General features: G+C 43.9%; 26 protein-coding genes and 1 tRNA gene. 7 read left to right on the forward strand and 20 right to left on the reverse strand.

The window, feature by feature from the left end; all coding sequences use genetic code 11:
* Positions 1-7 precede the first annotated feature (7 nt).
* The 6 genes from trpC to DX073_RS11250 all read right to left on the reverse strand — a co-directional run bounded on the left by trpC (position 8) and on the right by DX073_RS11250 (position 4,139).
* Positions 8-826: an indole-3-glycerol phosphate synthase TrpC gene (trpC, locus tag DX073_RS11225; protein ID WP_115008126.1), complete on the reverse strand. Its 819-nt coding sequence runs from the start codon at positions 824-826 to the stop codon at positions 8-10.
* 168 nt (positions 827-994) lie between these two features.
* Positions 995-2,056 carry an anthranilate phosphoribosyltransferase gene (gene trpD / locus DX073_RS11230; RefSeq protein ID WP_115008127.1) on the reverse strand — a complete coding sequence of 354 codons (1,062 nt, stop codon included), beginning with the start codon at positions 2,054-2,056 and terminating at the stop codon, positions 995-997.
* 89 nt (positions 2,057-2,145) lie between these two features.
* The gene (locus DX073_RS11235) at positions 2,146-2,769 is read right to left on the reverse strand and encodes an anthranilate synthase component II (RefSeq protein WP_115008128.1); all 624 of its coding nucleotides are present in this window, start codon (positions 2,767-2,769) and stop codon (positions 2,146-2,148) included.
* Between the two features lie 26 nt (positions 2,770-2,795).
* Positions 2,796-3,485, reverse strand: a complete 690-nt coding sequence (gene rpiA / locus DX073_RS11240; RefSeq protein WP_115008129.1) for a ribose-5-phosphate isomerase RpiA — start codon at positions 3,483-3,485, stop codon at positions 2,796-2,798.
* Between the two features lie 107 nt (positions 3,486-3,592).
* The gene (locus tag DX073_RS11245; RefSeq protein ID WP_115008130.1) at positions 3,593-3,901 is read right to left on the reverse strand and encodes a type II toxin-antitoxin system RelE family toxin; all 309 of its coding nucleotides are present in this window, start codon (positions 3,899-3,901) and stop codon (positions 3,593-3,595) included.
* On the reverse strand, positions 3,876-4,139 hold the full coding sequence (locus tag DX073_RS11250) for a type II toxin-antitoxin system Phd/YefM family antitoxin (RefSeq protein WP_065255890.1): 264 nt from the start codon (positions 4,137-4,139) through the stop codon (positions 3,876-3,878). Before DX073_RS11250 ends, DX073_RS11245 begins: the two co-directional genes overlap by 26 nt.
* A gap of 268 nt (positions 4,140-4,407) precedes the next feature.
* Between DX073_RS11250 and DX073_RS11255 the strand changes: the two genes are divergently transcribed.
* From DX073_RS11255 to DX073_RS11265, 3 genes are all read left to right on the forward strand, one after another.
* Positions 4,408-5,856 (forward strand): M16 family metallopeptidase, encoded by a 1,449-nt coding sequence (locus DX073_RS11255; RefSeq protein ID WP_115008131.1) that lies wholly within the window; start codon positions 4,408-4,410, stop codon positions 5,854-5,856.
* Positions 5,857-6,212: 356 nt separating this feature from the next.
* Complete coding sequence (locus DX073_RS11260) at positions 6,213-7,682, forward strand: M16 family metallopeptidase (protein ID WP_115008132.1); 1,470 nt, start codon at positions 6,213-6,215, stop codon at positions 7,680-7,682.
* 242 nt (positions 7,683-7,924) lie between these two features.
* Positions 7,925-8,644 carry a 16S rRNA (uracil(1498)-N(3))-methyltransferase gene (locus DX073_RS11265; protein ID WP_115008133.1) on the forward strand — a complete coding sequence of 240 codons (720 nt, stop codon included), beginning with the start codon at positions 7,925-7,927 and terminating at the stop codon, positions 8,642-8,644.
* A 1-nt stretch (position 8,645) separates the two neighbouring features.
* Here DX073_RS11265 and DX073_RS11270 read toward each other — a convergent pair whose 3' ends face one another.
* From DX073_RS11270 to DX073_RS11305, 9 genes are all read right to left on the reverse strand, one after another.
* Complete coding sequence (locus DX073_RS11270) at positions 8,646-8,996, reverse strand: RidA family protein (protein WP_115008134.1); 351 nt, start codon at positions 8,994-8,996, stop codon at positions 8,646-8,648.
* A gap of 25 nt (positions 8,997-9,021) precedes the next feature.
* Complete coding sequence (locus DX073_RS11275) at positions 9,022-9,918, reverse strand: hypothetical protein (RefSeq protein ID WP_115008135.1); 897 nt, start codon at positions 9,916-9,918, stop codon at positions 9,022-9,024.
* A gap of 8 nt (positions 9,919-9,926) precedes the next feature.
* The gene (locus DX073_RS11280) at positions 9,927-11,177 is read right to left on the reverse strand and encodes a D-amino acid dehydrogenase (RefSeq protein ID WP_115008136.1); all 1,251 of its coding nucleotides are present in this window, start codon (positions 11,175-11,177) and stop codon (positions 9,927-9,929) included.
* A gap of 343 nt (positions 11,178-11,520) precedes the next feature.
* Positions 11,521-12,372, reverse strand: a complete 852-nt coding sequence (locus tag DX073_RS11285) for a CPBP family intramembrane glutamic endopeptidase (RefSeq protein ID WP_115008137.1) — start codon at positions 12,370-12,372, stop codon at positions 11,521-11,523.
* Positions 12,373-13,260, reverse strand: coding sequence for an alpha/beta fold hydrolase (locus tag DX073_RS11290; RefSeq protein ID WP_115008138.1), 888 nt, complete (start codon positions 13,258-13,260; stop codon positions 12,373-12,375).
* Between the two features lie 112 nt (positions 13,261-13,372).
* Positions 13,373-13,457, reverse strand: a tRNA-Leu gene (locus tag DX073_RS11295).
* 193 nt (positions 13,458-13,650) lie between these two features.
* Positions 13,651-16,218 (reverse strand): TonB-dependent receptor, encoded by a 2,568-nt coding sequence (locus DX073_RS14940; RefSeq protein ID WP_115008139.1) that lies wholly within the window; start codon positions 16,216-16,218, stop codon positions 13,651-13,653.
* Positions 16,219-16,395: 177 nt separating this feature from the next.
* Entirely contained in the window at positions 16,396-16,530 is a 135-nt protein-coding gene (locus DX073_RS14775) for a hypothetical protein (RefSeq protein ID WP_258556938.1), read from the reverse strand.
* 206 nt (positions 16,531-16,736) lie between these two features.
* Positions 16,737-19,256 carry a TonB-dependent hemoglobin/transferrin/lactoferrin family receptor gene (locus DX073_RS11305; RefSeq protein ID WP_181814436.1) on the reverse strand — a complete coding sequence of 840 codons (2,520 nt, stop codon included), beginning with the start codon at positions 19,254-19,256 and terminating at the stop codon, positions 16,737-16,739.
* Between the two features lie 326 nt (positions 19,257-19,582).
* Here DX073_RS11305 and DX073_RS14780 point away from each other — a divergent pair, with 326 nt between their 5' ends.
* The 3 genes from DX073_RS14780 (at position 19,583) to DX073_RS11320 (ending at position 22,127) form a co-directional block, all read left to right on the forward strand.
* Positions 19,583-20,245, forward strand: a complete 663-nt coding sequence (locus DX073_RS14780) for a hypothetical protein (protein WP_258556939.1) — start codon at positions 19,583-19,585, stop codon at positions 20,243-20,245.
* 313 nt (positions 20,246-20,558) lie between these two features.
* Positions 20,559-21,143, forward strand: coding sequence for an oligoribonuclease (gene orn / locus DX073_RS11315; RefSeq protein ID WP_062499725.1), 585 nt, complete (start codon positions 20,559-20,561; stop codon positions 21,141-21,143).
* Positions 21,144-21,200: 57 nt separating this feature from the next.
* On the forward strand, positions 21,201-22,127 hold the full coding sequence (locus DX073_RS11320; protein ID WP_115008141.1) for a matrixin family metalloprotease: 927 nt from the start codon (positions 21,201-21,203) through the stop codon (positions 22,125-22,127).
* Positions 22,128-22,358: 231 nt separating this feature from the next.
* Here the strand turns inward: DX073_RS11320 and DX073_RS11325 are convergent, their stop codons facing one another.
* The 5 genes from DX073_RS11325 to hslO form a co-directional block, all read right to left on the reverse strand.
* Positions 22,359-22,640, reverse strand: coding sequence for a hypothetical protein (locus tag DX073_RS11325; protein ID WP_115008142.1), 282 nt, complete (start codon positions 22,638-22,640; stop codon positions 22,359-22,361).
* Positions 22,615-22,893: a hypothetical protein gene (locus tag DX073_RS11330; protein ID WP_115008143.1), complete on the reverse strand. Its 279-nt coding sequence runs from the start codon at positions 22,891-22,893 to the stop codon at positions 22,615-22,617. The genes DX073_RS11325 and DX073_RS11330 overlap by 26 nt, the downstream gene beginning before the upstream one ends.
* Positions 22,860-23,384: a hypothetical protein gene (locus DX073_RS11335; protein WP_220186747.1), complete on the reverse strand. Its 525-nt coding sequence runs from the start codon at positions 23,382-23,384 to the stop codon at positions 22,860-22,862. Before DX073_RS11335 ends, DX073_RS11330 begins: the two co-directional genes overlap by 34 nt.
* Positions 23,381-23,617, reverse strand: a complete 237-nt coding sequence (locus tag DX073_RS11340) for a hypothetical protein (protein ID WP_029102278.1) — start codon at positions 23,615-23,617, stop codon at positions 23,381-23,383. The genes DX073_RS11335 and DX073_RS11340 overlap by 4 nt, the downstream gene beginning before the upstream one ends.
* A 97-nt stretch (positions 23,618-23,714) precedes the next feature.
* Complete coding sequence (gene hslO, locus DX073_RS11345) at positions 23,715-24,617, reverse strand: Hsp33 family molecular chaperone HslO (protein ID WP_115008144.1); 903 nt, start codon at positions 24,615-24,617, stop codon at positions 23,715-23,717.
* 471 nt (positions 24,618-25,088) lie between these two features.
* On the opposite strand from hslO, the gene aat reads away from it, so the two are divergent.
* A complete protein-coding gene (gene aat, locus DX073_RS11350) occupies positions 25,089-25,826 on the forward strand; it encodes a leucyl/phenylalanyl-tRNA--protein transferase (RefSeq protein ID WP_115008145.1) in 738 nt (245 codons plus the stop codon).
* The last annotated feature ends 72 nt before the right edge of the window (positions 25,827-25,898 follow it).

Below are 25,898 nucleotides of genomic sequence, written 5' to 3' on the forward strand. Positions count from 1 at the left end.
GTAGTATTTATACGCTTTTTAGCAATTTCTCCAACGCAAGCCCTGCATTGTCCGTTTTCATAAATTGCTCACCGATAAGGAAGTGATGAATGCCATGCGACTGCATCAGGTGTACATCGTCCGCCCCATGAATGCCACTTTCGCTGACGATAAGTGCGTCATCGCCCACATTTTCACGCAAGGTCTTAGCAAGGCGAATAGACGTATTCAAATCCACATCAAAGGTATTAAGATTGCGGTTATTGATGCCATAAATGTTGTGGGCAGATTTGGGCAATTTTAACGCACGAGCTAGCTCATTTTCATCATGAATCTCAATCAGCACGTCCATGCCAAGCTCTATCGCCACCTTGTGCAAATGTGCCACGGTCTCATCATTAAGGCACGCCATGATAAGCAAAATACAATCCGCCCCAAGCGTGCGACTTTCATAAATGTGGTACTCGTCCACCATAAAATCTTTACGCAAGGCAGGCAAATTACAAGCGTTTTTGGCTTGGATAAGATAGTCGTCATGCCCCAAAAAATACTCACGGTCAGTCAAAACAGACAAACAAGTTGCCCCTGCCGACTCATAGCCTTGGGCGGTGGCAATGGGGTCAAAATTTTGGCAAATCACGCCTTTGGACGGGCTTGCCTTTTTTATCTCGCTAATCACGCCAATCTTGCCTTGCTCTACCGCTCGTAGGGCATTGGCGAACCCACGCACAGCAGGGGCGGATTTGGCTTTTTGTTTTAACTCGTCAAGGCTGATTTGGGTACGAGCATGGGCGATTTCTTGGTGTTTGGTGGCAATAATTTTTTGTAAAATGGTGGGGGTGGACATGGTTTTTCCTTTTAAAATTTTGGTGGTATGCTGAGCTAGGTTTTCCGTTCGCCCTGAGCTAAGTCGAAGGGTCGGAAAACCGTCATGGTTCGACAGGCTCACCACGAACGGTTTTCTTAATGGCATGATTACAATTTAGGCGAATTTATCCCTATGATCCTTAAAAAATCAATGATGAAACGTTTGGGTAAATGCCACAAATTCCTGCATTTTTTGCCATGCCTTACCACTTGCTAGGGCCTCTTTGGCAAGGGCGACACCGTCTTTAAAGTTGTCTGACACCCCTGACAGATACAGGCTTGCCCCTGCATTTAGAGCGATAATATCGCACGCCTTTTGGGTGCGTGGGTCGGTTTGTCCTTGTAGGGCGGATTTGATAAGGTCAAAACTTTCATCAGACGAGCCAACCGACAAGTCGTCAAGCGACTGCATGGCAATGCCGACATCGGTGGGGGCGATTTTAAAGGTGGTTACCTTGCCGTCCTTGTATTCCGATACCGTTGTGGGTGTGGCAAGGCTTATCTCGTCCAAGCCGTCATCAGAATGCACGACCCACACATGGCGACTGCCAAGTTTGCCCATGACGTGAGCGAGCTTTTCGCACAACGCCACATCATACACCCCAAGCAAGCTATTGGGGGCGGACGCAGGATTGGTCAAAGGTCCTAAGATATTAAAAATCGTCCGCACCTTCAACTCTCCACGCACCGCCTTGGCATGACGCATGGCAGGATGATGATTGGGGGCGAACATAAAGCACACGCCTGTATTTTTGGTACACTCGGCAACTTGACTTGGGTCAAGGGCAAGGTTTGTGCCTGCACTTATGAGCAAATCGGACGCACCTGAACGGCTTGACACGCCTGTGCTACCGTGCTTGGCGACCACACCGCCACAGACCGCCACCACAAAGGCGGACGCTGTGGATACGTTGAACAAATTCGCCCCATCTCCGCCTGTTCCCACAATGTCCACCGCATTATCCACGTCCAAAGCAACAGCATTGGCAAACGACCGCATAACACGAGCAGAGATGGCAACCTCGTCCACCGTCTCGCCCTTGATACGCCAAGCTGTGATAATGGCGGACAGTAGCACATCGGGGCATTTGCCTGTCATGATAAGGGTCATGAGCGTGGCGGTATCGTCATCGCTTAGGTTTTCGCCATTGATTAGGGTGTTTAGGGTGTGTACCAAAAAGGCGTGAATGTCGTGGTCATTTTCTAACATGGATTTCCTTTTAAATTTTTTTTAAACGAATAATTTTACCGAATTTGGGCGAATAAATTGCCCTTACAGTACTGTTTTTAAATAAAAAATCACGCCACCGTTGGCAAATTTTTATCATCTAACACAGCAAGCCCACAGCGTTTTAAAAAGTTATTAAAAAGCTGATAACCATGCTCGCTTAAAATAGACTCTGGGTGAAACTGCACGCCTTCAATGTCTAACTCTTTATGACGAACACCCATAATCTCGCCCATAGAGCCGTCCGCATTCTGTGTCCAAGCGGTGATTTCTAAGCACTCAGGCAACGTGGCTTTGTCAATGACCAGCGAATGATACCGCACCACCGACACAGGGTTTGGCAAATCGTGAAATACGCCCATATCCTTATGATGCACGTCTGATAATCGTCCGTGCATGACCTCGCCTGCTCGCACGACATAGCCCCCAAAGGCTTGCCCAATGGCTTGATGACTCAAGCACACGCCCAAAATGGGAATTTTTCCGCCAAAATGTGTCAAAATCGGCACCGTAACCCCCGCCTCGGTCGGTGTGCAAGGGCCGGGCCCTAGGATAATGGCTTGTGGGGCAAGAGTGGTTATCTCATCAAGGGTAATCTCGTTGTTGCGTTTTACCACAATGTCCTGCTTTAATTCGCCAAAATACTGAACAATGTTGTAAGTAAAACTGCAATAGTTATCTATCATTAAGAGCATGTCAAATCCTTATTTTTTTATTTACCTTATTTTGTCGTCTTGTCAAATTTTACCGTACTTACGCCGTCATCGCCTGCTTTTAGCATGATGTGAGCCGACTGACTGGCAAAGATACCATTACACACCACGCCCACGATGTTGTTTAGTGTGCTCTCTAGCTCGGCAGGGTCTGTGATGTCCAAATCATAAGTATCCAAAATCACATTGCCATAATCAGTGACAAAACCTTCCCGATAGACAGGCTCACCCCCGAGTTTGACCAGTTCACGAGCCACATAGGAACGGGCTTGGGGCAGTACTTCCACCGCCACAGGGAATTTGCCCAGTTTGGTGACTGTTTTGGAGTCGTCCACCATACACACAAAGCGTTTGGATGCTACCGCCACGATTTTCTCACGGGTCAAGGCACCGCCACCGCCTTTTATCATGTTGCCATGAGCGTCTATCTCGTCCGCCCCGTCAATGTACAAATCAAGCTCGCCCACCGCATTTAAATCAAAAATTTCAATGCCTAAGGCTTTTAATTTATCTTCGGTCACTTGTGAGCTTGCCACCGCCCCTTTTAGGCGAACCTGTGGCAACAGCTCAATCAAGCAGTTTACCGTACTGCCTGTCCCCACGCCCAAAATCATGCCGTCTTCGATGTAGGCAAGGGCGGATTTGGCAACGGCTTGTTTTTGGGCAAGTTTGGGGTCAGTGTGGGCTGTGTTAGACATGATGATTCTCATAAAAATTTGGGGTTATTTTACGCTAAATTTAGCAAAAAATAAATCATAAAAAATCAGCTCTACCATACTAAATAGAGCCACAGCCTATAAGTGCGTCAAATACTATCATACACCGTATCACGCCGTCCCACCGTAATCACAAGCACCACCAGTTTATCATCCCTAACTTCATAAACCAAACGATAACCCACCTTACGAAGTTTGATTTTGTATAAGTTCTTAGCATTCGCCCCGTGTGGTTTATTCTTGGGAATGTGTGGATTTAACAGCACTTTTTCTAGCTTTTTTAAAAATTGCTCGGCAATCGTGGCGTTTAATTTTTCAAATTCTTTTAACGCAGTTTCGTTAAATTCTAATTCATAAACACGATTTTCATCATTATTGGAATTTGGCTCGTAAGTCATCAATCGTTACCTTTACCGTTTTTTGGTTTTGCCGTTCGTTTGCCAATTTGATGAGTTCTTGGTCGTCCAATGCGTCCAACATTTTTTCGTATAAAGACGCAGGTACGCAATAAAAAGCAGGGGTATTGCGATTTAAAATCGCCACAGGTTCGCCATTGGCGTGGGCGAGTGTGTCCATGGGGCTTTTCTTTAAATCGCTGATACTGGCAACATAACGGCTATGGATTTGGTTTAGCATAATGGTATTTCTTTATTAAAAATATTTTAAAAGTCTTTGTATGATATTTTTAAAAGTACTTTTTGTCAATCTTTTTCCCAAAATTGCCACCTACCCCAACTTATGCTAAACTATAACCTTTTGCAATTAGGAATTATCATGAAAAAACTCACGCTCATCATCGCCCTATGCCTACCCCTAACGCTTGTGGCGTGCAGTGCCAATAACGGTCAAGGTGTACGTCCTACTGCCAGCGTGTTGATTGGAAAATGACATTTTGGAACAAATCATGAAAAAAAATTTTTATCATCTTATTTTATCATTGGGATTGATGACGTTACTGACAGCTTGTCAGAGCAAAGTAACGCTCTACTATTATCCAGTACCGCCAGAACAAACTCAACCTACAAGCGAACTTCGCCTCCTACAAAACATCCACGAACACACCCTAGACAATGGCTTGCAAGTCGTCATCAAAGAAGACAAACGAGCCCCTGTGGTCATGACCCAGATTTGGTATGGCGTGGGGGCGAATGACGAGCCTGTGGGTAAGGGCGGACTGTCGCACTTTTTAGAGCATTTAATGTTCAAGGACACGCCCAAGGTATCCAGCGATGAATTTAGCCGTCTTATCAGTCATTATGGCGGTAGCAACAACGCCTACACCAGTTCGGATGTTACCGTTTATCATGAGATTTTGCCCGCCAATCGCTACGCCCTAGCGTTGGAGCTAGAAGCCAATCGCATGAAAAACCTGCTGTTTAAACCCGAACAGATAGAGAGCGAACGCCAAGTTGTCCAAGAAGAACGCCGTTCTCGTACGGACGACAACCCCATGGCAAAAGCGTGGGAGCGGTTCTTACCATTCGTCTATGGCGACACGCCACGGGGTCGCCCCATTATCGGGAGTATGGCGGACATTGAGAGCTTGACCATGGATGACCTAAAACACTGGTACGCCACATGGTACGTCCCCAACAACGCCACGCTTGTCATCGTGGGCGACGTGGACAAAGACGAAGCCCTAACCCATATCAAAAAATATTTTGGCGACATTCCCAAAGGCGACCCCGTACCCGCCCGAGACCCTGCCCAATTCATCCATGCCGATGACCTCAACGCAGGCAAAGGCGGTGTGAGCGAACGCCATGTCGTCATCAAAGAAGCTGTCCAAGTCCCCACGCTGATTTTGGCATGGCAAGCCCCGACTTTATCTAGCCTAAAACTCACCAACCGCCACACCGCCGACAATGAGCGAGAGCTGTTGGCATTGGGGTTGTTTGATGGCGTGCTAAGTGGCGGAGCGTCTGGGCGATTTGCCAAAAATTTGGTCAAAAAAGAACTCGTTACGTCTGTACATAGTAGTTACGACAGTACAGGCTATGGGGACGGCTTTTTTATGGTCATGGCAACGCCAAAAGCAGGGGTGAGCCTTGATGAAACCAAACGCCTTGTTCTGGACGAGATTAAACGCACCATGACCGACCCCATTGACCAAAAAGAGCTTGACCGTTCTATGGTTGCCACAAAAACCGCCTTGGTGTTTGCGTCCGAAGGTGTATCAGGGCAGGCAAGTTTATTGGGAATGCTAAAAAATGAAAATATCCCTTTTGGCAAAATCCAAGAAGAATTGGCAATCCTGCCCACCATTAGCACCGATGAAATTAAAAACGCAGGCAAAAAATACCTAAGCGATGAGCGTATGTATAGTGCCTATATTTTGCCAAAAGATGAATAATAGATTATTTTTGGGGTTTGAAAAGTTGATAAAAATTATGGGTAAAATTTAAATAGATTTCCTGCAAAACCCTAAATTAAAGAAAAAATCGTTCATGGTGAGCTTGTCAAACCATAAAGGTTTTCCGCACCCACAGGCATAGCTCAGGGCGAACGGAAAACTAGTTTTGCAGGAAGTTTAATAAAAAATTAAATTTTACCAAAATCATTTTATTTAAAAGATAAATTGATATTAAATTTGGATATTTAAAAAATGAAAATAATATTTTTCCAAAATTAACCATGACAATCAATTTAAATAAAAATGATTTATATAAAATCAACAATTAAAACCCCAACCCAATATCAGGAAATCTCATGAAAAAACTTACCCCAATTGCCTTAACCTTATTGCTTATCAGCCACACCACATGGGCGGACGGTCATCACCATGCCCCTGTCGCCCCAAGCGATAAGCCCTTGCCCATGCTTGACAGCCTAAAAGATGACAAGCCACTGGACTTAAAAATCCCACACATGGAGCGGTTTGACGTGGACGGCGTGCCTGTGATTTTTACGCCCATTGATGAGCTACCGATTTTGGACATCAGTTTGACCTTTAAGGGCGGTTCTGCCAAGGACGACACTATACGGGCGGACGGCTACGGCATTGCTGGCATGACCGCCACCATGATGACCCAAGGCACAACCCACCTAGATGAGAACACGTTTGCCGAAAAAGCCGAACTGCTCGGCGTGGTGTTTGGGGCGACTGCCTACCGAGACACGTTTGTTTATGCGTTTAGAAGTTTGTCGGACGACAAAGAGCTGTATCCTGCCCTTGATTTGTTTGTCGACATGATACAAAACCCCCGTTTTGATGAAACTATCCTAAAACGCAACCAAGCCCAAGCGGACATCGGTTTTGAGCGTGCCAAACAAAACCCAAGCCATCTGGCAAGTGTTGAATTTTTAAAAACCCTATACGGCACACACCCCTACGCCATCCCCACAGGCGGAACACAACAGAGCGTGGCGAGCATTAGCCGAGATGACCTAATCGCCTATAAAAACAAATACTTAACCAAAGGCAACGCCCACATCGCCATCACAGGCGACATCAGTGCCGATGACGCACGCACCATCGCCAAACGCCTGATAAATGCCTTGCCCCAAGGCGAGAGAGCCACCGACTTGCCCACGCCCATCGCCCCCAAGCCACAGCACGTCCATATCCCCTATGACAGCACCCAAACACACGTCTATATCGGACACATGGGCGAAAAAGAGACCAGAGACCCTGTGGAGCTACAAAATCGCACCAATTTTAGCCTTGCCAACAGCGTGCTGGCAGGGGGCGATTTTAATGCGTATCTCATGAAAGAAATCCGAGACAAGCACGGCTACACCTATGGTATTACGGGCGGTATGACGACATTTGATGAGCGGGGTTATTATCGTATCAGTTTTTCTACTCAGACCGACAAAGCCAAAGAAGCAATCATCAAAACCTTACAAGTCATTGAAAACACAAGAAAAAATGGCATAAAAGACAGCGAATTTAACCTAGAACGCACCAGTCGCAAATACGCCTATCCCATGAGCCTTGCCACCAACTCCGCCATTCACAGCACGGCAAGCCATTTGGGTTATGATAATTTGCCCGACAGTCATATCACTGATTATTTGGTGCGACTAGACAAGGCGACATTGGATACGGTCAATCAATCGCTAAATACCTATATCCGCCCTGATGAATTTATCATCGTTACCATTGGTAAAGAAAAACCTGATTTATCAAGTTTGTTTAAACAAGATAATAAAAAAGGGTTGAAAAAGGTTGATTAAAATATTGTTTAAAAAGAAATGAGTTATTTTTGGATAAATGCGTAGGGGAAAATTTAAATTTTTCTAATGTAACATATCAATTTGGATAAATTAAATTTACCCCATGTATCTAAATCGTAAATTAACCATACCTATTTTTTAAATAAAACAAAGATAAAATTGGCAAATAAAAATCAATAGAATGCTGAAATCATTTTATAGTTGCCAATTTATTTTTAATAAATCATTTAAAAGGCGATTTCATGCGTTTTTTTGTAGATATGCCCCTAGCCGTACATGATACGATAACCCTGCCTGATGACGTGTATCATCATTGGACGAAAGTTTTGCGAGCAAATATTGGCGATACTGCCACGCTCTTTAACGGGCAAGGGGGCGAATATACCGCCACGCTCACCCACATTGACAAAAAGTCCGCCCATGTGCGTATAGATGACTTTAACCCTGCCAATCGCACCCTGCCTTATCGTGTTACCCTAATCCAAGCGATGAGTAAGGGCGAGCGTATGGATTATACCATCCAAAAGGCGTGCGAGTTGGGCGTGTCCGCCATACAGCTCATCACCACCGAACGCTCCGAGCGACTCAGGTATGAACGTGATAACAAAAAACTTACTCATTGGCAAAAAATCGCCGTCTCTGCCTGTGAGCAATGTGGGCTAAATATTATCCCTGTCATTTTACCCCCTGTTACGCTGTCGAGCTATCTAGCAAGTTGTACCGATGAGCTAAAAATCGTCATGAGCCTATCAGACGACACGCACCGCTATGTCCCAAAAGCCCCCTTGCCGTCCACGATAGGCATATTGGTCGGTTCAGAAGGCGGGCTGTCTGATGATGAGATAGATGCGTGCCATAAGCATGGCTTTTTGTCGTGGACGATAGGCGAGCGGATACTTCGCACCGAGACGGCAGGGGTGGTGGCGTTGGCAGGATTGCAGGTGGTGGGGCAAGTGGGCTAAACTAAACCGTTGCCGTTACCACAATCTCAATAAGCCAGTTGGGATTGACCAAATTCGCCTGAACCGTGGCACGAGTGGGCGGAACATTGCCTGCTATCCAAGCGGTGTATTCGGCATTAAATTTGTCAAAATCATCTAGGTTTTTGATAAAGACTTGGGCGGTTAAAAGGCGAGATTTGTTCGTGCCTGCTTTGGCAAGGGCTTTGTCAATATTTGCCAAGACTTCACGGGTTTGCCCGACAATGTCAAGGCTGTCATCATCAGGCACTTGCCCTGCCAGATATACCACACCATTGTAAATGGCGATTTCGGTAATGGTTTCGTTGCTGTCTAGTTTGGTGATTTGATTCATAACTTTTCCTATTAAAAGTATTTAATTAAAATAAGTGACTAACATTAAACTCTGCCACACCCCACCATTCACCCCAATGGCAAAAATAAAGTTTGCCATTGTCATAAGTTATTGCACTTATTTTTGAATGAATTTCGCCATCGTCATTTAATTGTGGCTCATAATCTTTAATGACGATTTCTTTTTCAATTTGTCGTGTTTCTGCATTAAAAACATAATAACGAAAATTCATTCCATCAGAAAACAACCACAATGTATCGGTAATTTTTTCCAATCCATCATAATACATTTCATCGTCAAATTGATAAGTATGCAATACCTTAAAATCAGGATAAGAAGTAATATGAATAAAACTGTCATAAAAATTTAATAAAACCGCCTTTTGATTATTATCAAAACAAAATAAAAAGGACAAATCATCATCTAATGGTTTTTGGATTTGCAGTTTGCCATCAGCCCATTTTACCAAATAATCAAAACAACCATCTTGACCATAGGCAAAACTTAACATTATGGCATTGTTTTCTGGCAATTTGGTTATCAAAAACTCCGCCCAGCCATAATCATCATCAACACTTTGACTTGTCAATAAATTACCTTGATAATCATAAAGCAAAATGGTAATTTTATGTTGATGATTTCGCTCAATTAACCAAACCCATTGATTAGTAGGGCATAATTTAGCATAATAAATTGACAAATCTAGTTGCCACAATAAAGTTCTTTGAAACTTCGGTATGGTAAAGTCAAAAAACTTAACATACCCTACTTCTTCATTCCAAGTGATTGCTTTTTGATTGTGGTTATCCATATCAAAGCAATCTTGTTTTGGATGAAACTGATTGGGATTAGCCGCAAATTTTGGATTAAAATCCACTTTTTGATAAGCATTAATCACAATGGGCTTGAGCGAATGGTTCATAAATTATCTTATTTATAACGGTCAATATTTAACCCATCAATCTTAATCTCGGTTAGCTGACCCATAATAATATCACAAAGCAGTTTACCAGACCCACACGCCATCGTCCAGCCCAGCGTGCCGTGTCCTGTGTTGATAAATAGATTATCAAACTTGGTCGCCCCGATAATCGGCGTACCGTCTGGGGTCATTGGACGAAGCCCCGTCCAGAATTCTGCTTTTGGCAAATCACCACCATCAAACAGGCTTTTTGTGACCATCTCTAAGGTCTCACGGCGAGCAGGATTTAATGACAAATTAAAGCCCGACAGCTCCGCCATACCACCCACACGAATGCGATTATCAAAGCGGGTAATGGCGATTTTGTAAGTCTCATCGAGCACGGTAGAAACAGGGGCTTTTGTTTCGTCCACGATTGGCACGGTCAAAGAATAACCTTTGACAGGATAAACAGGCAAATCAAGCCCCAAATCCTTTGCCATCGCCCGAGAATAGCTTCCGAGTGCCAAGACAAAACCGTCTGCCGTCAAGGTTTCGCCCCCTGCAACCACGCCTGTCACTTTTTGATTTTCAGAGATAATTTTGTCAATGACGGTGTTAAATTTAAACTCCACGCCCAAAGTTTTAGAGTGTTCGGCAAGGCGTTTGGTAAATAAATTACAGTCGCCCGTTTCATCATTGGGTAATCTTAATCCACCCAAAAGCTCGGCACTGGCATAAGCTAGGGCAGGTTCGGCACGCACAAGCCCATCTTTGTCCAAGACTTCATAAGGCACACCACACTCGTCCAAAACTTTGGTATCCAGTTTCATCGCTTCAAGCTGGGCAGGTTTACGAAACAGCTGTACCGTGCCACCTGTACGATGTTCATAGCCAATGCCAATCTCATCACGTAAGGCACGGATGCAATCACGGCTGTACTCTGACACTCGCATCATGCGTTCTTTGTTGATTTCATACCGCTTTGCATTGCAGTTGGCAAGCATTTGTTTCATCCACGCCAGTTGAAAGCCTGTGCCATCAGGCGTGATGGCAAGGGGAGCGTGCTTTTGCATGAGCCATTTGACCGCTTTCATTGGAATGCTTGGGGCAGCCCAAGGGGTTGAGTAACCAGGGGAGATTTGTCCAGCATTGGCAAAACTTGTCTCCATCGCCACATCCGATTGGCGGTCTATGACGGTAACTTTTGTCCCTGCTTTGGCAAGATAATAGGCGGTGGTCGTGCCAATCACGCCCCCACCCAAGATAATGATGTCCATAAAATACCTTGATGATGACTTGTAAGTAAATTAGGGTGTGCCTACCTTTGGTATTTGCAATGAAAAATGCCTGTTTAAAAAAGAGCAGGGGAGTCGCACGTTTTTCAAGGAAAAAACCTGAGACTGTGAGTCTTCTATCAGACAAGTTTTTGACTTCGAGCCACAAGATTTAGCCATTTTTCATGCAAAAATTGATTAAAATTGTCAAATTTTCATCGTATTTTATAAAAATGTTATCAATGGTAGGCACGCCCTAGTATGTTTTGCCCAGTTAAAGTCTGTAATTAGGGTGTGCTTATAAATAGTATAACAAGCTCTGATGGCAAAGAAAAGGGCTTTTAAGTCAGCTTGCCAAATACACCGCCATCGCCATGCCATTATTGACCATGTGCATGAGTATTGCCATGATGAGTCCGTATTTGACACGAATATAGCAAAACAGCAACGCCATGGCAAAGATGACCGCCATGCCAAGCAGGTCGTATTGCAGATGAACGAGCGTAAAGAGCAGACTGCTTATGAGACTTGCCATGAGTGTGGACTTAGCGATGGTAAAACCGACCAGACGGATGGGGATTTGCTCGGCACGATGACGATGAAGCAGTCCGCCAAATATCAGTCCCCGAAACACCAGCTCTTCGTAGATGGGGGCGACCACCACGATGGCGAATATGAGCAGGGGTAGGGACTCATCTGTGATAAGCCCATCCAAAAAATCCATGGGTGAGCTGTCCAAGGCGGTCAAGACAATCTCACCTACCGCCATAAATGCTATCATGCCTATTAGACTGACGACAAAACCCCGAACGCCTATCGCCTTTATCCCAAAAAACTGCCAAACAGTCCCCCAGTGATGAGCTGATGGGGGCTGATGGGGCGTGCCGTGGCGTGCCGTTTTGCTTTTAAATAGCACCAAACCTACGGCAAACAGCGTAAAGGCTAGGGCAGTGATGACAACCGAGATGGCGACCACCACGCCGTTATTGGAGCCGAGCATGATGAGCGTGGCAACATCCAGACTGCCTGCCTGTTCATAATAAGCCAATGAGCCGATATACACGCCAATGATTTGTAAGGCAAACATGCCAAACAGGCAAAATAAGCACAGCCCCACCACGCCCACTGCCGAAAAAGAAATGGCAGGGCGTGGGGATGGCTTGGTCATCTGTGGGTCGGTTAGGTCATGATGGGGCATTTAGCGAGCCTTGATTTGTTGGGCGATGGTGTCTAGCACGAGATGGGCGGTGCTGTCGGGTGTCTCCAAAGGGAACATGTGCGAGCCGTCCACATAGATGACTGGCACACCCCAACGGTCGTGGATGGCGTGGTATGAACCCATGTGGGTGAAGTGGCTGTCCTTGCCAGCGATGAGCGTGGTGGGGCGGTAGATGGTCAGTGACTTCGCCCAGTATAGGGATGGAATGGTGCGAAAGATGGCAAGCTCGACCGCCTTGGGGATGGCGAGTATGAATTTGTCGTCTTTGGCGGTCAGTCCATGCTGAATGTAGCCGTCAAAGGTGCGTGCGTCAAAGGCTTTAAACAACCCTTTTTGACGTAGGCTGTCATGGGCAGTCTGCCTGCTGTTAAAGGTGTCTTTGCGGTATTTGGATTTGCTGGCAGGCGAGATTTTATCGACAAAATAGTGATGAAATCTGGGCAAGGGGCGTAGGGCGTTGTCCATGACTTTGGATAACTGATAAGCTAGGCTCATCTTGCCCATGAGTAGGGATGGGTCAAGGGCGATGACTTGACTGATGTGCGTAGGGTCTTTATCACACGCCTGCATGGTCGTCACCGCCCCCACAGAATGCCCCACGGCAACCAGCTGTGGCACGCCGTGTTTGTCGCACACCTCACGGATGTTGTCTAGCACTTGCTCGGTCAGTCCCTGCCAGTGGTTGTCAAGTGGATAATCAGGGTGCGTGCCAAAGAGCTCAATACACTCAATGCTAAACACCTGCTCCCAATGCTCAAATAGCGGTGCATAGACCTGACTGGGAAAGCCATTGGCATGGACAAAGTGCAGTACAGGCTTGCCTGTCAAGGTAGATGTGGGCAGGGTATCAAAAGGCGTGGTCGTCATGGGTCATCCTATCAAGTGTCATGGGATTGGGTCATTATTGTGTTTATGAGAATAAATGTCAAGAAATTTACACACAAAAAAACCCAACCGCTTTCACGATTGAGTTAAAACATGGTGGGGACGGAGAGACTCGAACTCTCACGGGTCGCCCCGCTGGAACCTAAATCCAGTGCGTCTACCAATTTCGCCACGTCCCCTTTTGGATGCCAATTATACAGTAATATAATAAGATGTCAAGCTTTTTTCAAAAAGATGGTCTGACCACAAAGATGTGCCTTGCAACGTGAATGACATGGTAATTTTCGTCCGTGGCAACCTGCTAAATTATAAAGAAATTGCTCCAAAGACATAATTTAGGTCAAAATGAAAGTTAATGTTGTAGAAAATCTATTAGAACCTCCAATTTAGCCCTACCATGAAATTACGTCCCATTTGTGGAATATAAGGCAAATAGGTTTCGTGGGCATAGACTTTTTGGTCTAACAAATTATTGGCTTTAAAGAAAATCGAATATTCTGATGCACCAATTGCATTTTGATAGTCCACGCCAATATTGACTAAATGATGTCCTTTGGTTGGGCTTTCAAAATTGGAAGTTTTCTTTTGTTCAAAAGTTCTGACATACTCCACATTGGCGGACCATTTTTCATCAAAATTGGCATTTAATTTTGCACCCAATCGCATCGGTGGCAAGCGTGGCGTATAACGGTCATCAGGTTTGATGTAGGTTTTGGTATCAGGATTGCCAAACCAACCCTTCTTAAAATCACTGACAATGGGTGGTAAATCGTGCAATTTTCCATTCACATAATCGCCAAAAATCGACCCATAATAAGTGTCATTAAATTGATAGCCGATTTTCCCTTCAAAGCCGTAAAATCTGGCAGGACTCTGGTCATAGCGATTGATGCGTAATTGTAATGGGTGAGCGACTTTGGCAGTGCCCAAGTACTCATTGATGGTATGCAAATAAATATAATTATCAAAATCATACAGATAGCCTGACAGTTGATAATCCAATTTATTGCCCTGATAGCTTAGCCCCAGTTCATAATGCTTGGCACGCTCTTTGCTTAAATGGCGATTACCAATTTCAAAGGAATTGGTTGCAAGGTGCATACCGTGCGTATAAAGCTCTTGGCTATTGGGTAGTCTCTCTTGCTTGCCAATATTTAAGGACAATTTATAATTAGGCAAAAATTGATAATGTACGCCCAACGCATAAGAATGAGCAGTTTGTTGATGTGGTTTGGCAGCATCTTTACCATAAGCAATCACCTGTTCTAATTTTTCTGGTGTGAGGCGAGTATGGCGACGGCGAGTTACCTCTTCAATATAATCCAAATCATAATCCATAGCCACTTTTTGTTTTTCAATACGGCTTGCCAATTCAACTTGTAATTTGCCTGTATCGTACTGCCCCATTGCAAAGATACTTTGATTTTTTAAATTATTTTGCGTTAATAACGGTAATTTTCGCCACTCGGTCTGTGGTGATAATCCTTGATTATCCTGCTGAATATATTGTACACCCCACAAGGCTTTTAGGCGGCTACTTAAATCGTGAGTTAATTCAAGGCGTGCCACTTTGCCTTTGTTGATGAACGAAGTACTCACCACATCGCCCTCTTTTTCATCGTGCTGATAATCTACATAGCCAATATTACCACGAATTTTACTCACCCAAGAGACAGGATTATTCCATTGTGTGCGTAAATCATAACGGCGAGTGGTTAAATCAATATAAGGTGGTGTGTTGTGGTCGTGTTTTTTGTGTACACCGTGTGAATGGTTAAAATTTTCGTGGGCGTGCGTGGCACAATCTGGACGAGGATTGATGTAGTTAATGTCATCTTCATCAAGCAATTGCGGATACCTTGCCAAATAAGGCTTATCTCGCAGACTGTCGTGGGTGGAAATCACACCACACCCTTCATATAGATGATTGTGGGCAGGCAAGCCATATTGGTCTTTGCGTTCGCTGATAGCAACGCCAATGTAGCCTTTATCGCCAATCCACGATAAGCCAACACTGCCTGCTTTGGAATCTGCCCAGCTTTCTGGTAAATTGTTGTGTGGCTCTTGTTTTAGACCTGCCAAATCTTTATCCAAAATGGCTTTTTGTTTAAGATACCCCGCCTCATCTTGAATAAAATAAGTCTTATCACGCCAAGATAAAGGTGTTCCTGTTTTTAGGGCATTCCATTCTTTTTCTAGGCTTGCCAAACGCTGTGGGGCTTTGACATAACGGTCTAGGGTTTCCCAAGTATCAAACTTTTGTGCAACATAATTGGGCGTATAATAGTTGCCTGCACTTTTGTGCAGACCCTCTGCATGCACCACCCAATGATTACCAAGCTGTGCACTAATACCGCCTGTGGCAAGTTTTTCGTTATTCCCTGTGTTAAATCTCACGCCAACTTCCCCCTCAATAGGCTTGGCAGGTAATTGTGTTGGAATTTTATTATCAACAATATTAACCGCCCCTGCCAAATTACCTGATTTATACAACAAGGTACTTGCTCCACGCACGACCTCAGCACGATTGGCAAGCACAGTATCCACCATTACAGCGTGGTCTGGCGATAAATGTGCCATATCAATGACATCTGCATTGTTTTGTAAAATGGTAATGCGTTTGCCCTCTTGCCCACGAATGATGGGGTTTGAAGCACCGCCACCAAATTGATTGGAATGAATGCCTAGCTCGCCATCTAAGGCATCGCCTAGCGTGGTTGCTCGTTGTTTTAGCGAGCCTTGTTTAATGAGTAAGTCGCTAATGCCCTTATTGCCAAAAGCTGAGCTTTGTAGATTGGTTCTGATGACGATGGTTTCATGTGCTAATTCTACAGTTGGCACGCCATCGTCGTCTTCTGGTGACGTGATTGTTTCATTAGCCATTGCTGTCTGACTTAAAATCAAGAAAATGGTTAAAGATAGGTTCTTGTAATTAAACATAATAAATCTCCTATATGATAGGATATATTATAACATAATAATAAATAATGTTACAGTGTGTATCTAAATATTTTTAGAAATTCTTAAGATTTAAATGTATACGAACATTGTGGTATAGGAGTTGTTTTTTTGATGCAAAACCTAAAATATGGTTAATTAAACTCAAGATGTACCATCTTAAGTTTTTCGTTCGTGGTGAGCTTGCCTGCCCATGATGGAAAACCGTTCTGCCTGCAGGCTTAGCTCAGGACGAACGGTTTTGGTGGTTTTTGAAGTTAAATAGCTATATTTATCATTTGCAAATAGTGCCATAAAGTCTCAGCACGCCCTAATGATTTGGAGTTTGTCATGAGACCCATTTGTTTGAACTTGGTCTTAAGCTTGCCAAAAAGTGGATTTTGTCATGATTTAATGAATTTGCTATGAACGAAAATTGCATTGCTCAATGGTGTGTTTTGTTGTAATTGGTAATTAAAAAGACCTATCATAAGATAGGTCTATAACAAAGGTTGGGCTTATTAGAATTCGTAGGTTAGCGATAATGCGTAGTTACGACCTGGTGAGGTGTATCTCTCCATGCCATCACCACTCACCATAGCATTGATATTTCTAGCACCCATAAAAGTTCTTAATGTCTCCCAACTATGGTATTTTTCATTGAAGATATTATAAACACCTGCTGAGACACTAAATCCATTGTTAAAACGTTTGGTACCATATAGGTCAAATAGGGTATAGGATTTACTGTATGGTAGGTAGTCGGAGACAGTAACGGTATTGTTTGGACCGTCAATTTTGGCATCACTTGCTTTCTTTGAGTCAACATAACGTAAACGTCCATGAATATCATAGCCATCGTCAGCGGCATAATAGTCAAAGCCGACGACACCGTTGGCTGGCATATTAGCGATAAGATTTGTTCCTCGACTGGTGCTATCTTTGCTAATGGCATACTCGCCCATTAGTTGCAATGTGCCATTTAGTTTGGACATTTCGGAAATATCCCATGTGCCACCGATACGTCCACCATAAGTCTTGGCAGAGTCCACATTATAGTAATTAATGGTGTCATAGCCAACGCCACCAAAATCTCTATTTTCAATTTTGATGTTAATAAAATCCTTATAATCTACATAGTATCCGCCTAACTTAACACTAAATGTATCAAACTCGCCTTTGAATTCTAATTCATGGTTTTTTGAGGTTTCGGGTTTAAGACCGTGTATAAATCCAGGTTCTTCACGTACACCCATACCACTAAACGCACTATAAAGCTGAGTAACGGTTGGCATTAGAAAACCAGTGGAATATTTATAACTAGCTTTCCAATTATCATTAAGCTGATAACCAAAGCCGATTTTATAAGTAACAGCATCTTCTTTGTAGGGGTGATTGTTTGTAAATGCTTGTTGGAATTTTTCTCGGTAGGACCGAAAATCAGCTACTTCTGCATAACACGCAGCTAATTTAGCTGGATTGTAAAACCATGAACTAAAACCATAGGATTGATCACAGATATTATTGTTGCGACCAGTATTATTCTGCAACAATCCATAACCTGCATCTGGGAATCTGCTAAATAATGATTTTTGATAATCTGTAAATTCTGGTTTGTATTTATAATTATCATACCTTACCCCAAGTTGTGCATCTAATTTGTCATTTAGTCGGATATCATCAGAGACCACAAATGAAAAAATATTACGCTCTATGTTGGGTATGTAGACAAATGTGTCATTAGCAAGACTATCAGAACCATTACACATCCATTTGCTACTACCTGGACAAATGTTTTTATTTTGGGGTGTTGCAGAATAGTCTTTATTAGCATACTGGAAACTGGTGCTAAATTTATGTGAGCCAAATTTATCAAAGTCGATTGGGAGAAAATCAGTGCTTAATCGAAATTGTTTGGTGGTGTCAGATGTTGGGCGATGTTCTGCGGTGTAAGCATCGTTTAAATCAACCAAGCCAGTACGCCAACTTGTAAAACGTACATCAGTATGAGCAATTCCTTCCACTTTTTGATGAGTAAATTCAATGTTTGTCTTATCTAGCCATTGGCTATATTCGGGTAGATAGCGATAGTTGATACCATAACTTTCCATATTTGCTTCGTCATAAGCCATACGGCGTTGGCTTGATAATGTGCCTTTGGTGATAGCATAACTATGGTCTTTTCGACTAAGATAATTGCCAAATATACCAAAGCGATGTTCGTCATTGACATGATAGTAGATTTTAGCCAGAAGATTATCGCTTTTATAATCGCTTGGGTCGGGGAGTAGTCCTCTTGTTCCTACTTCATTAGCAGGGAAATTGTAATCAATGGCTAATTTGTCAGAATTATGTCCCTCCATGCGATGATTTTTGAGCTCATGACCTTCACGGCGAACATAATTAACCAGTCCTTCTAGGTTTTCGGTACTAGCTGCTAGACCAACAGCTGCCATTTTTTCTTCATTTTTACTGGTATAACCAATTTTAGCATACCCACCAAAATTATTGCCACTTCCAATAAGATCGGAGGGTTCTTTTGAAGTGTAATTAACGGCACCTCCCAGCGAGCCATTACCTGAGGCAAGAGAGTCTGCCCCTGTCTGAATGCTAATATTTCTCATAATTTCAGGGTCAATTGCAAGACGACCACTATACATATAACCGTAAGGCATATATATTTGATTGACTTCTAATTCAGGTAAAGCCATGCCATCGACACTCATGGATACTCGGTTTTCATCAACGCCACGAATAGCAAAGCCCTTACTGCCAAAACGACCCGTCTCGGCAACTGCCACTTCGGGGTTGTAACGCACTAAATCACGGTTATCTTGCACCATCTGCTCATTGAGCTTGCGGCGTGTGACTATCTCTTCGCCCACTTCCTCTTGGGGTGTGCGACTAATGGTAATCGTCTCATGTCCAAGATGCACTTCGGGTTCTGGGCTGTCATCAGCATGAGCCTGTATGGTGTGGCACATCATGGTGGGAATGAGTAGGGCGAGCAATGATTTTTTGGGAAAGTTGTATTGACGCATAGAGTCATGCCTATAAAAATAAAACAAAAGTCCTGTGGGTATTATCAAGCTGTAAGAATACATACAAAATGACAACAAACAAGGCATTTTACCTTAAAAAATTATCTTTGTAAATAATAACAGTTATTATCTTTATATTTATTTGTAAAAATCTAGCAAATGCTTTTATTTGATGTTTGGGTGTTTATCGCTTAAAAAAATAAGCGTATGATGATGGATAAAAGGGAAATGCAGCTTGGCAGTTTACTTGAAATTTGCCGACATAACCGCCATAATATAAGGATGGTTTTTAATGATATAAAAGTACGCTAAGAGTAGGCAATCTTATGGCAAAGCAATCCGACAAGCAGGCAGAGCAGGGCGTGATGACAGATGATGTGTCTGTCTCTGCCCAAACGCCTAAGCAAGACAAACCCAAACGCACCCGCAAGAAAAAAGACCCAGCAGATGTCGCCCTTGATGTACAAGTAGGCGATGTGCCAGCGGTGAGCGACACCGCAGGTCAGCCAAAAAGCACAAAAGCAAAAGCTAAGGCAGACCAAAACAAGCCAAAACAAACCAAAGCCAGTCAGACCAAAAACACCGAAGATACTGACAATCAAGTCAAAAGCCAAACCGACAATCAAACTGCCAAGCCAAAACGCACCCGCAAAAAAGCGGTCAAGGTAGACATCAGTGAAGAAACTCATGCACAGCAGGGCGATGAGTCAACCACAGATGAGCGGGGTAGACCACGTTTTGGTGCCAAAGAAGCCATTTTGGAATTTGTTGAAGTGGAGAGTGGCTCGCTCGTCCTGCGAGAAGTGGGGACGGATGAAGCGTTGGTGAGCATTGCCTTTGCTGATAAGATCAAGGACATGGTTGGAGCCGAGCATATCCAAAGTATCGGTCAGCACATGATTTCGGCGGCGATAGCCACGGTCATGGAACGCCAAATGCGACAATACCATGCCCATGTCTATGACGAAGCTCCCAAACGATTTAGTTGATTGGTTGGTTAGGGCGTGCCTGCCCTTTATAACACTATTTACAACATAGAAATATTTTACAAATAAATCAATCGTTTTTGCATGAAAAATGGCTAAATCTTGTTTTTCATCGTCAAAAACTTGCTTGATAGAATAACTATCAACCTCAAGTTTTTTCCTTGAAAAACGTGCGATTTCCCCTATTTTCATTGCAAATACAAAAGGCAGGCACGCCCTAAAAGTGGGGCGGTTGTCCCATTTTGTTTTTATTCCTTGCTTTTTTCTTTATAATATCAGATTGTCCAAGAGATAATTTACCCAAATTAGGAACATCATGTCCAAGATTCATATCACACATCCCAAACCCACCCAAAAACCCAAAAAAGCACTCATTTGGATTGACCTAGAAATGACAGGGCTTGACACCCAAAAAGATGAGATTATTGAGATTGCGACCATTGTTACCGATGACAATCTTAACATTCTTGCCGAAGGTCCTGTGTTTGCCATCAAAGTCCCCGATACGGTGCTAAACGGCATGGACGAATGGTGTACTCGCCAGCACCGAGAGTCGGGTCTTACCGACCGTGTCCGCCGTAGTACGGTAACATTGGCAGATGCCGAGCAGGCGACCATTGAATTTTTGTCAAAGTGGGTGGATAAAGGGGTGTCACCCATGTGTGGTAACTCCATTTGTCAAGACAGACGGTTTTTGGCAAGACAAATGCCCACGCTTGAAGCGTTTTTTCATTATCGTAACTTAGATGTGTCTAGTGTCAAAGAGCTGTGCTATCGCTGGCGACCTGATGTCGCTCGTGGCTATCAAAAGGGCGGTACGCATTTGGCATTAGATGATATCCGTGATTCTATTCGTGAGTTACGTCATTATCGTGAGCATTTTTTTAAATTGTTGGATTAATCTTTAAATTGTTAGATGAATTTGGTGCGGTAGTCATTCTCTGCTTTGAATAAATAAATGACGTTGTTAAAAATCATTCGGCTGATGATATTGGCAGGCGTGGTGTTGGTGCTTGGGTTTTTCTCTTATCAGACCCACACCGAGCCACAGGTTCGCTACAACAGCTTGATTCATCGGCTGACTTATCCGACCGATTTGCGAGTGCGGTATCGCATTGGCGATGTGGACGAGCGTTTTGGGCTAAGTCATGACGAAGTCAAACGCCTTGCTCATGAAGCGGTGATGATATGGCATGACGGCACGGGTCGGCAGTGGTTTGTCTATGATGACAGTGCAAAAGTGAGTATCAATCTCATCTATGATGAGCGACAAATGGAAACCACGGCACGCCAACAAATCAAGCAAGAGCTTGACACGCTACAACAAAATCACAGGCGAGACTCGGACAATCTGGCACGCCAAAGACAGGCGTTGCACGATGAGTTTAGCCGTCTGCAAACCGAGCTGACCGCTTGGCAAGAGCAATATAACCACACCATTCATCTCATTAATCATACCCATGACCCAAACGAACGCCAACGCTTGCTAGGCATAGAAAAGCAGTTGCGAGCCAATCAGCAAGCCCTAAATGCCAAAATTGACGCTTATCAGCTCTCCCAAGACGCCTTTAACCAAGCGGTAGATGACATCAATCATAAGGCGGGGCATATCAATCACGCCATTGACCATGTCAATGCTCGCCTAACGCCCCGAGAGTTTCATAAGGGGCAGTTTGACGGGCATAAGATTGATATTTATGAATTTGAAAATATCGATGATTTGCGGTTGGTGCTGGCTCATGAGTTGGGTCATGCCCTTAGTATCGGGCATAATGATGACCCTACTGCTCTTATGTACCCCTATGCCAATGAGCAGGATTTGCATAATTTTGAGCTAAAACAGGCGGACATTGATTTGTTAAATGAGCGGACGTTGTATCGGTAGTTTATTGTTAGGGCGAGCCTACCATTGATAACATTTTTATACAATAAGTTAAAAACCTAACATTTTAAATTAATTTTTGCATGAAAAATGGCTAAATCTTGTGGCTCGAAGTCAAAAACTTGTCTGATAGAAGACTCACAGCCCCAAGCTTTTTCCTTGAAAAACGTGTGATTCCCCTGCTTTTTAAACAAGCATTTTTCATTGCAAATACCAAAGGCAGGCACACCCTAATTAAAAGAATTTTTGTTTAATATAATTCACTTTTGGCAAATTCACGTCATGACTGTCATGATACGCTTGCATGGTATGTATGATGTCGCCTACGATGTGATTTGCTCGCTCACCCATGCCAAATAGATTGCTTGCGTAACCAATCGTGCTTTTGTGCTTTTTGTAATAAAGACCGTCATCGCTAAATTCCACATAATACAACACGATTTTGTACCATGTTTGGGTGCGTTGTTTTAGCTCGGCATGATAAATCCTATCAAAACCGATGACCGTTTTTTTCACGGTCAGTATAATGCTTGACAAAAGCAATATACTCTTTATCAATCTCAATCATCGTATTATGATGTCGCCACATAAAAATATGAGCGTACAACAAAAACAAGGCAAATCTGGCAAGCAATAAATAAATCACCGTAAAGGGCAGGGCGTTCCAAAACGACTGATTGCCCATAAAGATATTGAGCCACACATTGCCAAGGCTGATTGCCAGTACACCAAATATCAACAACGTTGGTAAATGCTGTAACAATACCATGCTGTCATCAAAATCATGATAAATGGGGTAATCTCTGGGGTGGTTTGGGTAAAACTCATACATGACCGAAAAGCCGTCTTTGGCGATGTCGGCGGTTTTACCGTCCATGTGGGTGGGGATTGGCATGGTTGGATTAGGCGGTCTATGCTAGGTAGTTCAAAAGGTGGGTGGGCGGACATATCCACGATGACAATCTCATCATCAAAACGCTGATAATGCAAAATGTATTCACTGGTCATGTCGCCAAATTCGCCTGCATAATCAGGTATGCCGATATGGTAATGCCACAGGCGATAGGCTTGGGCATATTTGACTTTTTGTAGCCAATTTGGGTCATCGGTGGGGACGTTGTCTGATGATTTGTTGCGTCCTTGCAAGTTGTTAAGTCCAAACTGTTTGACGTGTTCTACGAACAAACCGATTTTAATTTGGTCGGCTTTTGGATAATTTTTTAGCCATAATTTAAATTGTGGGGTAAAAATAACTTTCATGAATTTACCCATGCCAAAAATTCATCCATATCATCAAAATCAGGCACATCAATACGTCCGCTTTTAATAGATTGGTCTATGCGTGCCAAATCAAAATTAAAATCGCCATTGGCATAACTTGGATTGACCGCCTGCTCTAAGGTTTTGACGGCAAAGGCGTGTGATGATATGCCTTGTTGTTTGGCACGGTACTCTATCATCACTTGTAATTCTTGGGGGATTTCTACAATCATGACATCTCCATGATAATAATATATCGCCCATTATACCAATATTTTTCACCAATAAAAACCCACTGCATGACAGTGGGCGTTGGTGGGGTAGGACGTATTATGCAAATAACTGCTTAATATCATCTTTGTCAAAACGGTATTCTCTGCCACAAAAACCACAATCGAGCGTGAGTGTACCGCCATGAGCGTCCACGACTTCTAGGGCCTCATCATGTCCTAGTTGCAAAATCGCCCCTTCGCTTTTTTCGGGCGAGCAAGTACAAGCAAAGCCAAGCGGGGTGGGTTCGGGCAGTACCACATCTTCTTCGTGATACAGGCGATATAGGATTTCATCGGCAGGCAGTTCGGTCAGCTCGTCCGCCTTGATGGTGCCAGTGAGTACGCTTAATCTGTCCCATAGGTCAGGGTCGTTCTCTTTGTCGGTGTCTGTTTGGGGCAACAGTTGCACGAGCAGTCCGCCTGCTGTGGTCTCATCGGTGGCAAGTTTGATGATGGTGGGGATTTGGGCGGATTGTTTTTGGTAGTGGGCTAGGCACTCGCCTAAATTGTTGCTCACACGCTCGACAATGCCTTGATAGCTCTCGCCAAAGTTGGGGTGAATGCTGATAAATAGCACGCCTGTTTTGATGACGGCAAAAGCGTCATCACTAGTGTCAAGCGACTGCCAAAACGCCTGTTTATCATCGCTGTTGTCAAAACTTGCCAACGCACGCACCGCCCCCAGCTCTTGTCCTGATGAGTGGTCGCACTCTGCCATGGCAAAACGCAGGGGCGAGCTGTCGTCTGATGATTGCAGTTGAATGGATAGTTTGCCGTCAATTTTGAGTGTGCCGATGAGCAGGCTTGCCGACACTAACATCTCGCCCAATAAGGCCTTGATGGCAGGGGGATAATCTTTTTGGCTAATCACGGTGGTAAAACTGTCGGACAGTCGCACCACATCGCCACGCACGGGCGAATGCTCAATAAAAAAGCGTTGGCGATAATCTTTATTTAACATAATGTTCTCTGTTTTGTTGAATTGAAAATAACACTTGCCATTAATGGGGGTGTGTTTTAAAATTTAAAGCGGTCTAGGTGATGGGTTGCTGGTGGGGGTAGATTTTTGTTTCATAAAATTGATTTAAAATATTATCAATGGTAGGAGTGCTCCAAGATGTTTTTTAAAATGATAAATGGGAAAATAAATTTACCCAAACTCACTGATTAATCATAAAATTGTTCAGTTGAAAGATACACTCTACAAAATGAAAAAGTGCTACGGTTTTTGTTCGTGGTGAGCCTGTCGAACCATGACGGAAAATAGCTTAGGGCGAACAGTTTCCGTGGTAAAATTCAATTTTGTTAGCTGTATATTGTAAAATTTGCCCCCTACAAAACCACCCATGGGTATGTTGAATTAACAATACCAATCATAATTTATCACACCTTATTTTTTACTTTTTAAATTTTTAAATTAACCTTTTTATTTATGATAAACATTCACCAAATCCACGCCTTAGCCGATGATTGCCATTATGATTTTAGACAAGGGGTGCAAACCTTATCTGATGACCAAGAGTGTTTGGGCGTGGGGGCGGATTTGTCGGTGGCAACGCTGTTGCACGCTTACCGCTCTGGGGTGTTTCCGTGGTTTCATGACGAGCCGATAACATGGTGGTCACCCAATCCCAGATGTGTGCTAACGCCCAGCGACTTTATCCCTAAAAAATCGCTCATTCGTAAGGCTCGCCAAACCACATGGACGCTGACGACCAATCACGCCTTTGCCGAGGTGATACAGGCGTGTAGTGAGCCACGAGCCTATGCCGATGAGACGTGGATAGGGCATGAGATGATACAGGCGTACACTGCACTGCACGAGCTTGGTGTGGCGGTGAGCGTGGAGATATGGCAAGGTGAGCCACAAGCTAGTGCGTTGATAGGCGGGCTGTATGGGCTAAATATCGGGGCGATGTTCTGTGGTGAGAGCATGTTTCATCGGGTAACGGACAGCTCAAAGGTGGCATTTTGGGGGCTCATGCAGTTATGCCAACGGCAGGGCGTGGCACTCGTGGATTGCCAACTGGAAAATTCGCATTTGATGAGTTTGGGGGCGAGCCTGATGGGTAGAGATGGGTTTTTGGGTCGGGCGGACACACTCATGCGTACGGACGTGGCAGGACTGGGCGGACGGCGATTTGTCATGGCGGTGCGTGAGCTGTGTTGATGGGTTGGTGTTTTTGTATTGCTATTTTTGTGTCCTGCTGTTTTATCAATTTTATACCACAAAATTTATTTG

The organism is Moraxella lacunata (assembly GCF_900453205.1).
Taxonomy (GTDB): domain Bacteria; phylum Pseudomonadota; class Gammaproteobacteria; order Pseudomonadales; family Moraxellaceae; genus Moraxella; species Moraxella lacunata_B.